General features: G+C 41.9%; 5 protein-coding genes. 2 read left to right on the forward strand and 3 right to left on the reverse strand.

All coding sequences use genetic code 11. From position 1 onward, the window contains the following. Nucleotides 1–15 precede the first annotated feature (15 nt). Entirely contained in the window at nt 16–7,647 is a 7,632-nt protein-coding gene (locus ACIFQM_RS17695) for an amino acid adenylation domain-containing protein (RefSeq protein ID WP_430065906.1), read from the forward strand. Between the two features lie 27 nt (nt 7,648–7,674). Beyond that, entirely contained in the window at nt 7,675–15,249 is a 7,575-nt protein-coding gene (locus ACIFQM_RS17700) for an amino acid adenylation domain-containing protein (protein WP_430065908.1), read from the forward strand. Nucleotides 15,250–15,482: 233 nt separating this feature from the next. Here the strand turns inward: ACIFQM_RS17700 and ACIFQM_RS17705 are convergent, their stop codons facing one another. The 3 genes from ACIFQM_RS17705 to ACIFQM_RS17715 form a co-directional block, all read right to left on the reverse strand. Next, the gene (locus ACIFQM_RS17705; protein WP_192511069.1) at nt 15,483–16,187 is read right to left on the reverse strand and encodes a Crp/Fnr family transcriptional regulator; all 705 of its coding nucleotides are present in this window, start codon (nt 16,185–16,187) and stop codon (nt 15,483–15,485) included. A gap of 61 nt (nt 16,188–16,248) precedes the next feature. Beyond that, nucleotides 16,249–16,419 carry a rubredoxin gene (rd, locus tag ACIFQM_RS17710; RefSeq protein ID WP_430039020.1) on the reverse strand — a complete coding sequence of 57 codons (171 nt, stop codon included), beginning with the start codon at nt 16,417–16,419 and terminating at the stop codon, nt 16,249–16,251. Nucleotides 16,420–16,421: 2 nt separating this feature from the next. After that, nucleotides 16,422–17,615, reverse strand: coding sequence for an NAD(P)/FAD-dependent oxidoreductase (locus ACIFQM_RS17715; RefSeq protein ID WP_430039018.1), 1,194 nt, complete (start codon nt 17,613–17,615; stop codon nt 16,422–16,424). Between the last annotated feature and the right edge of the window lie 24 nt (nt 17,616–17,639).

Here is a 17,639-nt window from a genome sequence, read left to right on the forward strand (position 1 = left end):
ATTGAGGTGCTGGCAATGATAGATAAAAAGAATATTAAAGATATGTATGAGCTATCTCCTCTACAGAAAGGTATTCTGTATCACTATTTACAAGATTCCAAATCAAGTGCCTATTTTGAGCAAATGGTTTTATCTATTACTGGCACAGTTGATATTCCTGTCTTGGAAAAGAGTATAAATGCATTGATTCAGAAGTATGACATTCTAAGAACAACCTTTATACACAGTTCCTTCAACACGCCTATTCAGCTTGTTTTGAAGGAACGCTCTACCACATTAATCTTTAAGGATTTATCACAAATGGATGAATCAGAGCAACAGTTTTATATGGAAAGATTCAAACTCGAAGATCGAGAAATCGGTTTTGATCTTCAGTCGGATGTTCTGATTCGTTTTGCCCTATTCCAATTAAACGAACTCGAATACCAGCTTATCTGGAGTCATCATCATATTTTAATGGATGGATGGTGTATTGAGCTTGTACTAAAAGACTTGCTGCGTTTTTATCATGAATCGTTGAGTGGTAATACGATATATGTCGATCATGCATTTCCATACAGTAGTTATATTAAGTGGCTACAACAACAGGATAGCGAACAGCCCCTGGCATACTGGGAAAACTACTTGCGGGATTATGATGAATATGTTTCTCTGCCAGGTGATAAACCGACAATTTCGACGGAGTATCAGGCTGGAACGAGTATATTTGAGCTTAGTGAGCAAGCAACAATTCTATTGTCGGAGACTGCAAAACAGAATCAGGTCACACTGAGTACAGCATTTCAAACACTATGGGGAATTCTGTTGCAAAAGTACAATAATACAGACGATGTCGTATTCGGAACAGTTGTTTCGGGCAGATCTGCGGACGTCGAGCATATCGAAAGTATCGTAGGTTTGTTTATTAATACAGTTCCAGTACGAATAAGTAGCCAGCCGGGGCAAAGTATTGCAGATATGATGCGGAATGTGCAGCAACATGCTGTACATTCCGAGAAGTACAGCTATGTATCTTTGTCAGAGCTTGCGGAGCATTCGGGACACCGAAGCAATATGATTGACCATGTGATTGTTTTTGAGAACTACCCGTTGGATATGAAATCATTAAATATGGAAGCCGGCCTACCCTTTGAAATTACAAATATGGAGGCTTTCGAACAGACTAATTATAATCTGGATGTTACGGTCTATCCGGGCGAACGCATGAAGGTTGTTATTACGTATAATATCTATTTGTATAGTGAACCCTTTATCAACAGAATCAGTACCCATTTTCAAAATATGATTTTTCAACTTGCTCAAGATCCAGGTATGAACGCGAGTCAGTTGGATATCATTTCAGATGCTGAACGGAAGAGAATTTTAGAGCAGTTTAATAACACACGTCAGAATTTTGTGAAACATAAAACCATTCAAGAGCTGTTCGAGGAGCAGGTAGTACACTATCCGCACACGGAAGCAGTTGTATATGAAAATACCTCAGTATCGTATTACGAATTAAATATCAAGGTAAACCAGGTTGCTGAGCGTTTACGGGAGTTAGGGGTTCGGCGTAATGAATTTGTCGCCGTCATGACAGACCGCTCTATAGAGATGATCATAGCCATTTTGGGCGTTATCAAGGCAGGTGCTGCCTATCTACCGATCGACCATTCCTATCCAGAAGAACGAATAGAACATATGCTGAGAGATAGCGGGGCAGCATATTTAATTTGTGACAGAAATACATCTGTCTATTCCCATTTTGGGGGGCACACCCTATGGATTGATGATCCTTTGATGTTCAAGCGGAATGGGGAGAACATTGAGAACGTAAATCAGGCGGAAGATCTGGTGTATATGATTTACACATCGGGATCTACAGGTAAGCCTAAGGGGGTAATGGTTGACCATCAGGCCCTGCATAATTATAGCCTTGTCGCTGATATTTATCATATCAAGCATGGGGAGCGTGTTCTACAAACGGCTTCTCTTAGTTTTGATGCGTCAGTCGGGGAGATTTTTTTAACGCTACTGAATGGGGCAACCTTAATTGTTGTAAATAAAGATTTTATGCTATCAGGCGAACCATTCATGCATTACTTACGCGATCAAAAAGTTTCTTCCATACAGTTTGTACCATCTATGCTGAAGATACTACCCTATATGGAATTACCAGATTTAAAACTAATCTCCACAGGAGGAGAACAGGTGGAGTCGAGCGTTGTCGAGAAGTGGGGCAAAGGTAGGGTCTTTTTGAACGCTTACGGCCCCACGGAGACGACCGTTGATGCGACACATGCTGTATTCGAGGGTCCTACCGAAAATATCCATATTGGTAAGCCTATTTACAATAAGCTGGCTTATATCGTGAATAAAGATGGAAAGCTACAGCCCGTTGGAATAGCAGGGGAGCTGTGCATTGGCGGAGAGGGACTTGCTAAAGGTTATTGGGGACAAGAAGAACTCACCGCAGAGAAATTCACGCCCAATCCGTTCAGACCGGGGGGGAAAATGTATCGAACCGGTGACTTGGCCCGTTTTTTGGAGGATGGAAATATTCAATATTTAGGTCGAATGGACAAGCAGGCCAAAATAAGAGGCTACCGAATTGAGTTAGGTGAAATTGAGGCTGTATTACGCGAGCAGTCCTCTATAAAAGAAGCTGTGGTTATCATTTACGGTAAAGAGATGGGACAGGAGGAGTTATGTGCCTATATCGTAACAAATCAGCGGGATATCCAGCAAGATGAGCTTAGAGCAGCTTTGAAAAGGAAATTACCAGAGTATATGATACCTTCCCGTTTTACAGTTATTCAGTCCATCCCGCTGACACTAAGTGGAAAAGTGGATAGGAAGCAGTTACCTGATCCTGCAACAATGGATGCGTACTCGGAAGAGATTACGATTAACTCTACGGAGGAGGCGCTGCTTCAAATATGGAAGGAAGTTTTGGGCAAAACAAATGTTAGTGTGACCGACCATTTTTTTTCGATAGGAGGGCATTCTTTAAAAGCCCTGATGCTGCTGTCGCGAATCCAGAAGTCACTAAAAATCAAGATCTCTCTACAAACGATTATGACCCATCCCACAATTCGGGAACTGGCTAAATATTTAATGAAGGAAAAAATAACCGCAGCTTACCCCTCTATAATTCAAGTGCCGAAAGCGGAGTATTATGCGGTATCTTCAGCCCAAAAAAGACTGTACTCAGTTCAGCAATTAGATGGCATAGGGACGAGCTATCACATTCCTTTTATTTTTGAGCTGAGAGGGAAATTAGACGTAGCCCGATTAAAAGAGGTCATTGAGAGCCTGGTAGATCGGCATGAGACCTTACGCACATCGTTTCATTTAATCGGAAGTGAGCTTAAACAAAAGGTTCATGAAAAGATGGACTTTCGAGTTGAGTATATAGAGTTGGCCACGGAAGAAGCGACCTTATGGATGCAGCAATTTATGAAGCCATTCAAGCTGGATGAAGCGCCTCTAATTCGAGTCAAGCTTATCAAGCTGAATACGCAACGTCATTTTTTACTAATGGATATTAATCATATTGTTTTCGATGGATTATCTGCCGATATTCTGCTTGATGAGATGATGAAATTATATCGGGGTGAAAGTCTTCCTGAACTGCATATTCAATATAAAGATTATGCGGTATGGCAGCAGCAACTGGCAGAGCATGATGAAATGAAAAAACAAGAGAAGTATTGGTTAGACCAAATGCAAGGGGATTTACCTACCCTTGATATTCCTACAGATTATCCGCGTCCCTCTGTACAGCAATTTGAAGGGAATATTTATGACATTCAAGTAACACCGCATATAACGGAAAAATTAAATGGATTTGCGAAACAGCAGAATGTCTCTGTATATACGGTTCTTCTCTCTGCATATAACGTACTTTTGGCTAAATATACGGGGACAGAGGATATTGTTGTAGGGACCAATACTGCAGGCCGTTCCCATTTTGATGTAGAACCTGTGGTCGGTATGTTTGCAAGCACGTTAGCGATTCGGAGTTTCCCTGAACCGTCGATTACCTTCAAGCAATTCTTAATGAATGTGAAGCAAACGGTTTTTGCAGCGATGGAAAATCAGGATTATCCGCTGGAAAAGCTGCTGGAACGACTTAATATCCGCCGGGATATAAGTAGAAATCCATTGTTCGATACGATGTTCGTATTTGAGAACCCGGATACTCAGATCAGCCAAGATGCAGATATCCATTTTTCAGCACTTCCTATGAAATGGAATCATTCCAAGCTGGACTTGACTTGGTATATTCGCGAGATGAACTCTACAGATATACAGATTTTTGTTGAATATAGTACGCAACTGTTTGAAAAATATACTATTGAGCGCATGTCAACTCACTTTATGCATCTTTTAGACCAACTTTTAGACCATCCCGATGATATGTTGGGCGATATAGAAGTGATTACGAAAGCAGAGAAGCATAAGATATTAACAGAGTTTAATGACACGGCGGTTGTATATCCTTCGTTTAGGCCAGTACACCGTATATTCGAGGAACAGGCTGAAAAAAAACCGAATAGCACGGCTTTAATTTATGATGGTCAGTATATGAGTTACGCAGATCTGAACGAACGTGCTAATCAACTGGCAAGACATTTACAACAAAACGGAGTTACCCGAAACAGTATAGTCGGCATCATGACAGAGCGTTCCTTTGAGATGATGATTGGCATCATGGGCATCCTCAAATCAGGTGCTGCTTATATGCCTATTTCGCAGGATTTTCCTAGTCAGCGCATAAAATACATGGTTGAAAACAGCGGGACGAGCCTGTTACTGACAACGCAGTCTCTAGAAGACCACCTGGAAAGTATAGATGTTAAGCGTGTAAATCTTGATAATCCCGAAATATACCGCGGTGATATAAGCAATTTGCTTTCTGTAAATGAAGAGCATGACCTAGCCTATATTATTTATACTTCAGGCTCAACAGGCCAACCGAAGGGGGTCATGATTGAACACGGTACATTATTAAACCGTATTACTTGGATGGTCAAAGAATATAACATTCAGGAACACGATGTATTTTTGCAAAAAACCCCGTATGTATTTGATGTATCTGTGTGGGAGCTGTTGATGTGGTTCTTTACGGGTGCTCATTTATGTATTCTAAAACCGGAAGAAGAAAAATCACCACAAAGCATGATAGATGTTATCCAGCAATATGGTGTTACAAGCATTCACTTTGTTCCTTCCATGTTTAATAGCTTTTTGGATTTTGTAGAGATTCCTTCCTATGCTCAACAGATTTTAAGTCTTAAAAGAATATTCACAAGCGGTGAAGCTCTATTACCCAATCATGTGTCCAGATTTCAGAGGTTAGGTCTTTCCACGGGCTTATACAATTTATACGGACCTACGGAAGCCACGGTCGATGTTTCTTTTTATAATTGTTCTCCACAGGATGAGATTAGAACTGTTCTAATTGGCAAACCAATTGACAACGTTATGCTATATATCATCAATCAGAAGAATCAGCTCCAACCCATTGGTGTCCCAGGGGAACTATGCATTTCAGGTACGTGTCTAGCCAGAGGATATATTAATCGTGACGACCTAACTGCGCAAAAATTCGTAGAAAACCCGTTTTTATCTAATCAAAAGATGTACAAAACAGGGGATCTTGCCCGTTGGTTACCTGATGGGAATATTGAGTATCTTGGCAGAATAGATAATCAGGTTAAGATCAGGGGCTATCGTATTGAACTAGATGAGATTACAGGTAAATTGTTGGATTACAGTCTGGTTAAAGAGGGAGCCGTTGTTACCAAGTATGATCATATGAATATGCCTTACTTGAGTGCTTATTACGTATCGGAAATTCCGTTGGATAAAGCGGACATCAAAATGTTTTTAGCAGAACAACTCCCGGATTATATGATTCCGTCTCATTTTGTACAATTGGAAAAGCTTCCTTTGAATCATAACGGGAAATTAAATGCCAAGGCTTTGCCTGAGCCCAATATATCTGTTGCGAGCACCTACCTTGCTCCAGAAAGTGAACAGGAAATGCTGTTGGCCAGTATATGGTCTGATGTTCTACAGGTGGAGCGAATTGGAGTAACAGATAACTTTTTTGAACTGGGCGGGGATTCCATTAAGGCCATTACGTTTGTGGCTAATCTTAGCAAGCATAACTTGCAGGTCGAGGTATCTACGTTTTTAAAACATCCATCTATACAGGAAATTACGCCTTATCTTCAGGAGAAAACGATCAGAATCAGCCAGCAGCCTGTAGTAGGAGAGGCGAGCCTAACACCAATCCAGCATTGGTTCTTTGAGCAGAAGCTGTCTGATATAAGTCACTGGAATCAATCTGCGCTTCTGTATCGTCCAGAGGGTTGGAACAGTGATGAAATTAGCATGGCAATGGACCATATAGTCCAACACCATGACTCGCTTCGAATCATTTTTGCTGCAAATTCTGAAGGGTACTATCAGATGAACCGCACCATGGCGCCTGGAATTTACGAGCTTGATACTTTTGAGATACATGATGATACTGAGGTGGAAACGGTTATCCAGCAACAAGCAGAGATCCTTCACCGAGCGCTCCATATTGAAAAGGGACCACTAGTTCGACTGGGACAATTTAAGACGGGGCACGGGGACTATCTTATATTTGTTGTGCATCATTTGCTAATAGATGGAGTATCCTGGCGAATCTTATTCGAGGATTTCTCGACAGCATATGAGCAAGCAGTGAGTGGAATAGCAATAGTATTGCCAGAGAAGACAACTTCCTATCTGGAGTGGAGCCGACAGTTGATTCATTACGCACAAAGCCATACACTTCTTCAGGAAATTCCGTATTGGACAAGAATACAGCAGTCGCCAGTCGTTTTAATTCCGGATAAGCAATCCTCCTCACTGGATAGTGAGACGATTGGTGAAATCACGATTAAGCTGGATAAAAAAGTATCGGAACAATTAATTACTACGGTTCATAGGGCCTATCGGACCGAAATGAACGATATTTTATTGGCCGCACTGGCTCTAACCATTAGAAGATGGTCAGGTCACTCAGATGTTGTCGTCAGTCTGGAGGGTCATGGACGTGAAGAAATTATGGACCACCTGGATATATCCAGAACGATAGGCTGGTTTACCAGTATGTATCCAGTGCTATTTCAGCTTCCGAAAAATGATGTATCTGATGCAATTAAAACCGTCAAAGAGACGTTGAGGAAGGTTCCTAAAAAGGGGATCGGCTACGGTATATTGAAGTACCTCACCCCGGATTCATTAAAGAATGGTTTTATTCCTGTACCTAAGCCTCAAATTTTGTTTAATTATCTTGGTCAAATTGATACTCATGCAACCCAAGAGTTTACGATGTCCAATTTTGCAACAGGCAAGGCATATAGTGAACCGGTGGATGGAGCTCGGGATATAGAAATAAACGGAATGTTTTTTGAAGGACAGATGAAGTTTATTTTAAGTTATCAAACGGATGTATTCTCACATTCCACTATGGAGGCATTCAGCCAAGAATTCCTTCACAATCTTAAGGATATCGTACGACATTGCTCGGAACAGGAGATCGTTGAATATACGCCTAGTGATTTTACGGTTGAGGATTTAAGTATGGAGGAACTTGGCGATATCTTCGATGCTCTGAAATAAAACTTGCATAACTGAGGAGGCATACGGATGGATAAAAATAATATTCAAGATATGTATGAATTGACACCTACGCAAAAAGGGATTTTATACCACTCCATGAAGGACAGCCAGCAGAATTCTTATTATGTACAAGGTTATGCCCAAGTAGAAGGGAATATTAATCCTCTTTTTTTGGAGGAAAGTTTTAATTTTGTCATTCAAAAGCATGATGTATTGCGGACTGCCTTTGTACAAGAAAAGCTTAAACAACCTATACAAATTGTATTAAAGCATCGGGAAGCGAAGCTGGAAGTGCAGGATATTACTCATCTGAATGAAGCTGATCAAGAGTTGTTCATAACGAGATATAAAGAGGAAGACCGAGCAAAGCCGTACCAACTGGCAAAGGATGTTCTGATTCGTTTACATCTAATAAAGACATCCTATCGTAAGTATATTCTACTTTGGAATTTTCATCATATTGTTATGGACGGATGGTGCTGGAGCCTGGTATTTGAAGAGATTCTTAGGGTATATGGAAATCTCATTCATAGTCAACCTACTCCCCATCAAACAACTACAAAATATAGCGAGTATATTCAGTGGCTAAAAAATCAGGATACCGAGGCGGCGGAACATTACTGGCAAACTTATCTGCAAGATTATGAGGAAACAGTCACTATTCCACAGCAGCACAAAGGAAACGGGGTGGCATATCATACGGAGGAATTCGCGTGTTTATTAAGTGAGGCCACTACGGAGCAATTGACGTCACTGTCACAAATGCAGCATACAACTTTGAATCATGTGATACAAACAGCCTGGGGGATATTACTGCAAAAATATAACCGTACCCATGATGTCGTGTTTGGCACGGTTGTGTCCGGTCGTCCTCCTGAGGTTCCGAATATCGAACGCATTGTAGGTTTATTTATTAATACTATTCCGGTTCGTATGGCCCAAAAGTCAGGAGATAGCTTCCGTAGCCTACTAGCTAAAATGCATGACGGAATGATTCAATCCAAGCCCTTTGAATATAGCTCGCTTGCGGATATACAAGCTAAATCAGACTGTGGGGGACAACTGTTTGATCATATCTGTGTGTTTGAAAACTATGCCTCTTCACTGGATGCTCTGCGTGAATTACAAGATCATTTGGGCTTCGCCATTCATGGAGGCGGCGGAGTTGAACAGAATAATTACAATTTAAGCATTGTGTTTTTACCTGGAAAGCAGATGGAAGTCAGCTTTGTTTTCAATCGGGAGGTATACACGCGATCTTTTATAGAAAAATTGGCTAATCATTTTCAAAATATTATAGATTGTGTACTACGCAATCCTGATATCGAAGTAGATCAAATAAAACTAATTACACCGGCGGAAGAGCAAAGTCTATTAGCACTTAGTCACCGGAATCAGGCTGATTATCCTGATGATGAGACCGTCACAAGCCTATTTCAGAAACAGGTGGTGAAGACCCCTGATGCAGTTGCTTTATCCTACAATCAACAGACACTTACTTACAGGCAACTAGATGAGACGTCTAATCAATTGGCAAGATATCTTATACAAAAAGGTATCGCATCTGAGACCATTGTGGCTATTTCCGTCGAGCGCTCTTTGGAGATGGTGATTGGAATACTAGCCATTATCAAAGCAGGCGCTACCTATGTGCCTATAGATCCGCATTACCCTGTAGAGCGTATGGAGTACACTTTGGAAGATAGCGAGGCTTCCTTCATATTGGTTGACGATCCTTGCCGTATAGCGGCTAATTATATAGGCCAAGTGATTGCTCTTCATGATGATCAATGGACTCAGGAGTCGGGACAAGCGCTGGCAGAGCTAAATACCCCGTGCTCGAGAGCATATATTATCTATACTTCAGGCTCTACTGGGAAGCCCAAGGGAGTCATGGTTGAACATAGGAATGTAGTCCAACTCCTATTCAACAGTACAAATTTGTTTGATTTTGATCATCAGGATGTATGGACTATGTTCCACTCGATGTGCTTTGATTTTTCGGTATGGGAGATGTATGGATCGCTTCTCCAAGGAGGAAGGCTTGTTATTGTACCCAGAGAGACAGCTCAGGACGCTACTCAGTTTAGACAATTGCTTCTGGAAGAAAAGGTTACCGTCCTGAATCAGACCCCTTCAGCGTTTAATATGCTGTCCGCTTTGGAAGAATCCGATTCGAGTCCACTTCATATCCGTAAGGTTATTTTTGGTGGAGAAGAGCTATCTCCTGTCCAACTTAAGAAGTGGAACCACAAATACCCTCATACAGAACTGGTTAATATGTATGGAATTACGGAAACTACTGTTCATGTAACCTATAAGAAGATTACGCAAGAAGAGATAGATAGCAATAGGAGTAACATTGGAACTACGATGGCGACCTTAAACGCTTATATTTTAGACGATAAGCAACATCTTATGCCTATTGGGGTTCCTGGGGAATTGTACGTTACGGGAGGGGGGGTTACCAGAGGTTATTTGAATCGAGCAGAGTTGACTGAGGAACGGTTTATAAATAACCCTTTTAAATCAGGAGAAAAAATGTATAAGTCCGGAGATCTCGCCAGATGGCTACCCAACGGTGATATGGAGTATTTGGGTAGAATAGATCACCAGGTGAAAATCAGAGGTCACCGTATTGAACTCAATGAGGTGTCTACTCAGTTGCTGATCTATCCGGGTGTTAAGGAGGGTACTGTACTAGCCAAGCAAGATAAAGAAGGCTATAGCTATTTGTGCGCATACCTGGTTCCAGACGAACATTACATTTTGGAAGACTTGCGTCAACATATGGGAAATAGTCTCCCGGATTATATGGTACCTTCTTTTTATGTGGAATTGGAACAGTTGCCTATGAATTCAAACGGCAAAATCCAACGTAGCGGACTACCCGAACCGGCAGACATAAAGAAACAGGATCTTCATGTAATAGAGCCTGTTAATGAGCTGGAATTCAAACTTCTGAATATTTATCAGGATGTGCTAGGTTTTCAACATTTAAGTACAACGGATCACTTTCTAAAACTTGGCGGACATTCGCTTAAAGCCGCTATGCTGGTATCCCGAATACATAAAGCTCTGGAAACCCAAGTTTCGATCCGTGATATATTGTTGAATCCAACGGTTCGCGAAATGGCGAAATTGATTAATTACAGAGACCATTCGGAGCAGGTATTTTGGATTCAAGCACATGAACATCGTGATGTGTACCCGGTCACTTCCCAGCAAAAGAGACTGTATTCTATTCAGCAATTGGATCCAGCGGGGATAAGCTATAATGTACCCTTCGCTGTTGAAATAATCGGGAGCATTGATAAAGAAAAATGGCAGGTAGCAGTACAAAAACTGGTTGAAAGGCACGAGCCGTTAAGAACATCCTTTCATCTGGAGCACGGCCAACTTATTCAACGAGTTCATGATCAGGTTTCTTGCCCCATAGTATATATGAAAACCAATGAGGAAGAACTGGAATCCCATGCGTCAGCCTTTATTCAGACGTTTGAATTGGACCAGGCTCCGCTGGTACGGACAGTTCTGTTGGAATTAAGTATTACCAAGCATATTTTCATTATGGATATTCATCATATTATTTGTGACGGATTGTCTCTGAATATATTAATACAGGATGTACTACAGATATATCAAGAGAATGCTCTCCCGCTCATTCAGGTTCAATATAAAGACTATGCAGTATGGCAAGAGGAATGGCTACATTCTTCGACGTTTAAGCAGCAAGAACATTTTTGGATGGAGCGTTTTTCCGGGGAGTTGCCTACTCTCAATATCCCAACTGATTATCGTCGACCGCCTCAGCAAACGTTTGAAGGAGAGCAACTAGATTTTGAGTTGGACGCCACAACGACAGCCAAACTCAAGGAATTAGCCGTGTCTGAGCAGGTCACATCATATATGTCATTGTTCTCTGCTTACACTATACTTCTGGCCAAGTACAGTGGACAGAAAGATATTATTGTAGGTTCTCCACTTTCAGGAAGAAGAACGGGACAGTTGGATCATACCGTGGGCATGTTCGCCAATGTTGTTCCCATGCGTAATAAGCTTGAATACGAGCAAACCTATGTGGACTTTTTACAGCAGGTGAAGACAGAAATGCTGTTGACTTATGAGAATGGAGATTATCCATTAGAACAGTTATTAGAGCAGTTGCCTTTACAACGTGACCTCAGTCGCAATCCTTTGTTTGATACCGTGTTTACCTTGGAAGATATCGAAGAACTGGATATTCAGATGTCAGATATCGAGCTTAAAGAGTATAAAATAGGTACCCAAAGCGCTAAATTTGATCTGACATGGGAAATCCGTTTGGGAGAAACGATTGAAATCCATCTGGTTTACAATAAAAGCTTGTTTGCCGAAGCAACTATGGAGCGTCTTATCGGCCATTTTCAGCAAATCATCCTACAGATTGTTGATCATCCGGGCGTCCTGATAAGAGATATTCAACTTCTAACAGATAGGGAGCATCATGAGATTCTCCACCAATTTAATCTTCCTGGAAATCTATCTGATCATAGTCAATCGACTGTTATTGAGCTGTGGGAAGAACGTGTTGCCCAAACTCCAGATGCTATTGCATTGGAATGGCGGGAAGAAAAGTTAACCTATCGACAAGTGAATGAGCAAGCTAATCAAATAGCAAGAGCATTACGGAGCCGAAATATTAGTAGAGATCAGGTTGTTGGTATTATGTTGTTTCCATCTTGCCTGAGAGTAGTAAGCGTCATGGGCGTATTAAAGGCGGGAGCTGCCTATTTACCTATAGACCCTTCTTATCCAACTGAACGTATATCCTATTTCATGGAGGACAGCCAAGCTCAATTGTTGATTACAGAGCGGGATTTGCTTGGTAATATAACTGTCAACTTAGGAGCTGCCGATCAGATTCTATTCATTGATGATCGACAGGCTATAGATGAGCATGATACTTCCAATCTTAAAAGCGTAACTCGACCTGAAGATATGGCCTATGTCATTTATACCTCTGGTTCAACTGGAAAGCCTAAGGGGGTCATGATTGAGCATCATAGCCTATGCAATTTTTCTAATTTAGCTACTACATTTAATATAAAGGAAGGAAGCAGGGTATTACAGTTTTTTTCCTTTAGCTTTGATGCTTCCGTGCTTGAAACTTTTCTGGCGCTTTTATCCGGAGCGACGCTGGTCATTGAGGATCGCAATGAACTGTTGGAATATGGAGTTGGACGGTGGTTAAGAGAGCACACGATCCATGCAACGATATTACCGCCTTCTCTTTTAAGAACTCTTCCCTATGAGCCGATCCCTAGCTTGCATACCCTTATAGCTGGTGGAGAAGCGTGTACCATGGATATTATTGAAAAATGGAGTGAGGGTCGTACCTTTGTGAATGCATATGGACCGACAGAGGGCACTGTATGTTCTACGGCGGCTATATTAGATCAAGACTCCTCCCGTATTACAATTGGTCGACCGGTTGTAAACACCGAGATTTATATCGTGGACGAACATCATCATATGCAACCCATAGGAGTTCCAGGAGAATTATGCATCAGCGGGCCGGGATTAGCTAGAGGTTACCTGCACCGACCTGAGTTAAGCAGGGAAAGGTTTATACCTAACTCGTTCAGAGAGCACCAGCGTATGTATAAGACCGGCGATTTGGCTCGTTGGCTGCCTAACGGGGAAATTGAGTATTTGGGCAGAATTGATGATCAGGTAAAAGTAAGAGGATACAGGGTTGAGCTTGGGGAAATAACGCAGGGGCTATTAAAACATGAAGCAATCCCTGAGGCATGTATTCTCCCGGTTACGAGCGTAAACGATGTCGTATCTCTGGTCGCATACTATGTATCGGAAGAATGCTTTACGAATGCTATGCTGCGTAAATTTTTGAGCAAGGAACTGCCTGACTATATGATCCCGGCTCATTTTGTCCATTTGTCGGCCATGCCGCTAACTGCAAACGGAAAAATAGATACTAAGGCGCTACCACAGCCCAAAAAGTCCTCCGAAACTAAAGTGGCACCTGGAAATGAGCTGGAACAGTTGTTGGTGGACATATGGAGCGAGGTTTTATCCGTATCGAATATAGGCATTGATGATCATTTCTTTGAGCTGGGCGGAGACTCTATTAAAGCCATACAATTAGCTGCTCAACTGGGACAAATGGGCTATGCCGTAAAAATAAAAGGTATTATGCAATTCCAGACGATTAGAGAATTGGTCTCTAATCTGAACTGGGAGAAAACTTTAAGCATTGGCGAACAAATGGTGGTAGGAGAGGTACCTTTAACACCCATTCAAAAATGGGTATTCAACCTGAGTGATAATCCTTTTCATTGGAACCAGGCAGTTATGATGTATAATCCGGAAGGTTGGAATATGCAAGTCATAGTGGAGGCTTTTGAGAGAATTACGAAGCATCATGATGCATTAAGAATGCGTTTTAAACATACAGATGAAGGCTTGGTACAGGAGAATTCGGACGAAGCAGGTCGGCACTTTGATATTGAATTATTCGATTGGACCACGTCTGAAAAAATTGAATTTCAGATCGAACAAGAAGCTAATCAATTACAGGAGAGTATTGATTTATTACAGGGTCCGCTGATTAAACTGGGAGTATTCCGAGCAAATGATGGAGATCACTTGCTAATTATTATTCATCATCTAGTTGTTGATGCAGTTTCCTGGCGCATCATTATGGAGGATTTTGAGTATTTGTACGAGGGTCTTAAAGAGCATCAAGATCTGCAACTGCCTGCAAAGACGACCTCGTTCAAGACTTGGAGTCAGGAATTATCTGCATATGCGAATAGCGCTGACTTTTTGCAGGAAAAGGATTACTGGAAAAATGTATTAAAAGAGAGTGTACCTCAACTTCCGGTTGAATTGGCGGAGGGAGTAGGATCTCATGTATTTAAGGACATGGACTTCATAGATGTTTCACTCACCCAGGAAGAGACGGAAGCATTATTAACTAAAGCTCCTTCCGCTTATAATACTGAAATCAACGATTTGTTGCTGACAGCATTGGTCATGACGATTAAGGAATGGACGTGTAATCCTAACATAGCTGTTGATGTAGAAAGTCATGGAAGGGATGAATTTAGAGAACATCTCAATTTGACACGGACGGTAGGTTGGTTTACTTCTTTTTATCCTGTAGTCTATGATGCCAGTGGGGATTTTCCGGGCGAGCTCATTCAGAGGGTTCAACATACGCATGCCAGAGTGCCCCATAATGGGATTGGCTATGGTATTCTAAAATATCTGTCGGAACCGCAGTATACTGAGGATCTGGAGTTCACTTTATCTCCGGAGATATTATTTAATTACTTGGGACGGTTCGAGGATGGACTGCAGCATGAAGAAATTATTTCTTCCTCTATGCCTATGGGTGAACTTATTCATCAGGATATGCAGTGGCCCTACAACCTAGAAATGAATGCCTTTATCGTAAATGGAATATTTCATTACTCTTTGCGATTTAATCAGCGATTGTTTACCCGTCGTACTTTGGAAGCACTAGCGCTGAAATATCAGCAAAACTTATTGGATATCATTGATCATTGTGTTCATATAGGATTACAAAAAGTCTAAATAAGGTTGATTGAATACAATCCCCTCCAGTAGCACTTCTAAAACCTTATGTTTTCATAAGGAATGAGCGAAATTGGAGGGGTAGTTTGTGAAGAAATGATTCCGTATTCAGCCAAATTTCAGCCAGAACTCACGATGCCCTCAGTTACGACAGGTATACCAGCCATAAACCATTAAGCCAAAGAAGCGGCTTTTTTGTTGCTCTTCATGCCAGAACAACATTTGGATGTGCCTCAATCCATATATTCGTTCAGTTTCTGTACATCGCAAATGGTAATCTCTCGTATACCCTTAATATGAATAATCCCCAGCTGTTCAAATTTTGCGAATTTGCGACTGATGGTTTCGCGTGTGACACCCACATAATTAGCCATTTCTTCGCGTGAAAGGGGGAGATTTATTTTAATGTAGGAGCCGTCCGGTTTTCCGTATTTATGCCCAAGCTCAAGAATCATATAAGCGATACGGATTTCTGGGTCTTTGGTAGCCAGGCTTTGAGCCAGCTTTTCGGTATGTGCCAAGCGTTTAGTAATGGTTTTGAGCAGCTTCAAAGAGATATCGGGATTGTTGTGAATCAACTGCTCCATATCATCCTTGGTGAGCATACAAATATCAGTATCTTTTAAGGCATACGCACTAAAGTTACTCAGCTCATCGCTGTTAAATATGTTCAACTCGCCAAAAAAATCGCCAGTTGTCAGAATGTGCAGAATTTGTTCTTTGCCCTGAGGTGTCATTTTCAGAAGCTTGACATGCCCGCTTTTAATAATGTATAGCGTATCGGATGCTTGTTCCTCGATAATCAAGGCCTCGCCTTTCTGATATTTCCGGTGTCGGATCATGGAGCTGACCTTACACAAATCTTCGCAGGACAAAGAGGAAAAGATAGGCACTTTGCGGGCACAGGGCTCCTTTTCGCACTGGCAGGGGCAGGACATCTCATTCACATTCATTCACTCCATTCATAAGCCGGAAACTAAAGATTATAGCGTATTGTTGTTATTCTGTATCATCTATTGGGGAAAAATGGCTTTGATCCTCACCGCAGACTGGACAAACCCAGTCTTCCGGAAGGTCCTCAAACGCTGTACCGGGCATAACGTCTTCATCGGGGTCACCCATAGCAGGATCATAAATATATCCACAGGGCTGACATACATATTTTTTCATCTTTAGCTCTCCTTGTCACCCAAAATTTTTGTAAGCTCTGGCGCATCCGGTTTGAGTCCCTGAATGATGGCTGTTTTGTATGGAAGTGAAGCGAGGGCATCCCCAAAACCGATCACGCCGCAGATAGAGCCGTTTTGTATGAACATTCGTGTATAAGAAGCTTGATTTTCACTGGTCAGGCTGGTGTCGCATTCCTGTTCATCTACTAGGCCAATGGAAAAGAGAGGGGATTTATAGCTGTTCGATAGAGTTACAGGGATGGGACGCTGGTAGCTGACGGATGCACCCGCCATATTAGCGCCTGCTATTTTTCCTTGCTCTACGGCACTTTCCCATAATCCATCCACTCTATTCTGAAACTCGGCTACATCACCTGCCGCATATATATTGGCGAAGCTGGTTTCCATCTGTGCATTCACCAGAATGCCGTGTCCAATATCAAGTCCGGTTTGGCGAGCAAGCTCAGTATTAGGTACAATTCCGATAGAATACACGACATGCTCGCAGGGAATAACAGAGCCGTCCTGTAGTTCTACACCTTCTACGTGATCTGTGCCTGTAATACGCTTTACGCCTTGTCCAAGGCTTACCTTGGTACCCTGTTCGGTAATTCGATGGGTCAAAATAGAAGCGGCCTTCTCATCCAACTGGCGGGGCATAAGCCGATGCGAGGCTTCCAGAATGGTTACAGCATACCCGGCTTGCTGGAAGGACCAGGCGGTTTCTACCCCTTGAATACCGCCGCCGATGATACATATCCGGTTTCCCTTTTGTAATTTTGTCTTAAGGCTGTCTGCATCTTGTCGAAAACGGATATTGTGAACGTTCCTTAGTGAAGCTCCGTCCAGCGAAAGCTTACGGTTGTGGGCTCCTGTACACAGCAGCAGCTTGTCATAAGCAACGGTTTGTCCGTTTATTGTTTCGATGGTACAGTCCTCTGGATGTATCTCGGTTACCTTGATGTCGGAATAAACATGAATTCGTTGATTAGCAAACCATTTTTCCTTTTTGATTAGGATTTTTTCGCTGTGCAGGTCAGTGAATAGCCCCTTGGAAAGCTTGACTCTGTTATACGGAAGGGATGTTTCTTCCCCGTAAATAGAAATTTCAGCCAGCTCATCATGATCTCTGATCGCTTTCGCCGCGTTGACGGCGGCAACGCTGCCTCCGATAATAACGTAATGTTGGTTACCCATTCAGCATCTCTCCTATTTCGCTAT

It is taken from the genome of Paenibacillus sp. NRS-1782 (assembly GCF_050467685.1).
GTDB classification, from domain to species: domain Bacteria; phylum Bacillota; class Bacilli; order Paenibacillales; family Paenibacillaceae; genus Paenibacillus; species Paenibacillus terrae_A.